General features: G+C 74.7%; 1 protein-coding gene. It reads right to left on the bottom strand.

The window, feature by feature from the left end; all coding sequences use genetic code 11:
- Positions 1-1,958 (bottom strand): TonB-dependent receptor (locus tag ACWGL1_RS16120; protein WP_452112568.1); only part of this gene is annotated, 1,958 nt, incomplete at both ends.

The following is a 1,958-nucleotide window of genomic DNA, read 5'->3' as shown; positions in this document are numbered from 1 at the left end:
AGGGTCCGCGGCGGGGCGTAGCCGGCGACGCCGCCGGCGGTTTCGGAGACCTCGACCTCGGCGTCGAACAGATTGTCGGCCGCCAGCCACAGCACGGTGCGCGCGCCGGCGCGCCATTCGGCGCGGGCGTCCACGGCGACGGCGGCGTCCAGCACGCGGCTGTTCAGATCGTCCTCGAACCGCTTGCTCTCATAGCGGGCCTGGACCGCCAGGCCGAGCCGGTCCGACGCCTGCCACTCCACCCCGCCGACGACGCTCCAGATCGGGGCCTGGGCCGGACGCAGTCCGGTCAGCTGAGGCGCCGCCGAGCCGCCGTCCATCCGCGCGTCGGTGATCGACAGGGCGCCGTTCAGATGCAGCCCCTGGCGCAGCGTCTGGCGCGCCGTCAGCTCGACCCCCGTCGCCTCGATGGTCCCGGCGTTCTGGCGCTGGCGCAGCACCCCGCCGGCGGGGACGAAGCCCGCGCGGGGGAAGGTCCCCGGCCCCTCGGCGATGGTGACGTTGACGATGGCGTCCTCGATCCGGTTCCAGAACAGATTGACGCCCAGGGCCGAGATCGGCCCCTCGAACGCCAGCCCCGCCTCGACCCCCTGCAGGGTTTCGGGGACCAGCGCCGCATTGGCCTCGGTCAGGTCGTTGCCGACGCGGAACGGCCGGTGCAGCTCGTTCAGCGTCGCCGGACGGAAGCCGGAATAGGCCGCCGCCCGCGCCGCCCAGCCGCGGCCGATGAAGCGGCGCGCCGCCAGCCGGGCGCTGACCACCTCGCCCGAACGGTCGGGGTCGGTTTCGTCCAGCGTGGGCAGGCCCGCCTCCCTGTCCCATTCGCGCCGCCTACCGTTCTCATTGCGCCAGCCGTCCAGGCGCAGGCCGCCGGCCACCAGCCACAGATCGTCGCTCCAGGAGCCCTCGCCGTAGAGACCCGCCACCGAGGTCTCGCCGCCCGCTACGCGGTCGCGGGTGAAGGCGCCGTTCATGAAACGGAAGCGCTCGCGCGTCTCGCCCTCGTTGAAGCGGGCGTCGGCGCCCAACTCCCATTCCAGCCGCCCTCCGGCGACGTCCCGCGTCGAGCGACGCAGGGCGGCGTTGACGCCCCAGCCGGTCGCCGGCGTCTCATACTGGTCGTTGGCGGGCGTGGTCGCGCTGCGGTCCGTCGCCACCGCGACGGAGGTGTTGGCGAAGTCGCTCTCGCGCCGCCAGGCCTGCAGGCGCCAGCCATAGCGCCCCTCCTGCGCCCGCCGCGCCGCCGTGGCGGACAGTAGGTGGCCGCTGGCGCTGGATCGCGCCCCGGCCAGCCCCGAGCCGCGCTCCTCGTCATAGGCCGCGGCGCGTAGCGACACGCTGGCCTCGCCTGCCGGCGCATCCAGCCGCACGGCCGCCGCACGGGCTTCCAGGTCCAGGGGCGTGTCCGCCGCCCCGGCCGCCGCGCCGCGCACGGGCCTGTAGCCGTCGCTGGTCTCATAAAGCGTCGAGGCCGTCAGCCGAGCCCGACCGAGGTCCAGCCCCCCTGATCCCGCCAGGCGCGCCCCGCCCCGTTCCGACACCGAGGCCGACAGCACGCCGCCGCGCTCACGCTCGCGCAGTTGGATCACGCCGGTCAGGGCGCCCGCGCCATAGGGACCGGCCCCCGCCCCGCGCACGATGTCGAGACTCTCCAGGCTCTCGGTCGGCAGTTGCGACCAGATCACCCAACCGCCGAAGGGATCGTTCATCGGCACGCCGTCCAGCGTCACCAAGGTCCGCCCCGCCCCCGACGGCGCGATGGCGCGCAGGGAGATCCCCTGCGTCGTCGGATTGGCCGCCAGGCTGGACGTACGCCGGAACAGGGAGACCGCCGGAACGCTCGCCAGGGCCTCGTCCAGACGCGCCGACCTCGCCAGCGCCGCCTCGTCCAGCCGGATGACCGAGAAGGCCGCCTCCCCCGCCGCCGCCGGCAGACGCGCCGCCGTCACCACAACCTC

The sequence above is a fragment of the Brevundimonas sp. NPDC055812 genome (assembly GCF_053616535.1).
Note: the sequence above shows the minus strand (reverse complement) of the source record. Positions and strands in the feature narration are given on the sequence as shown.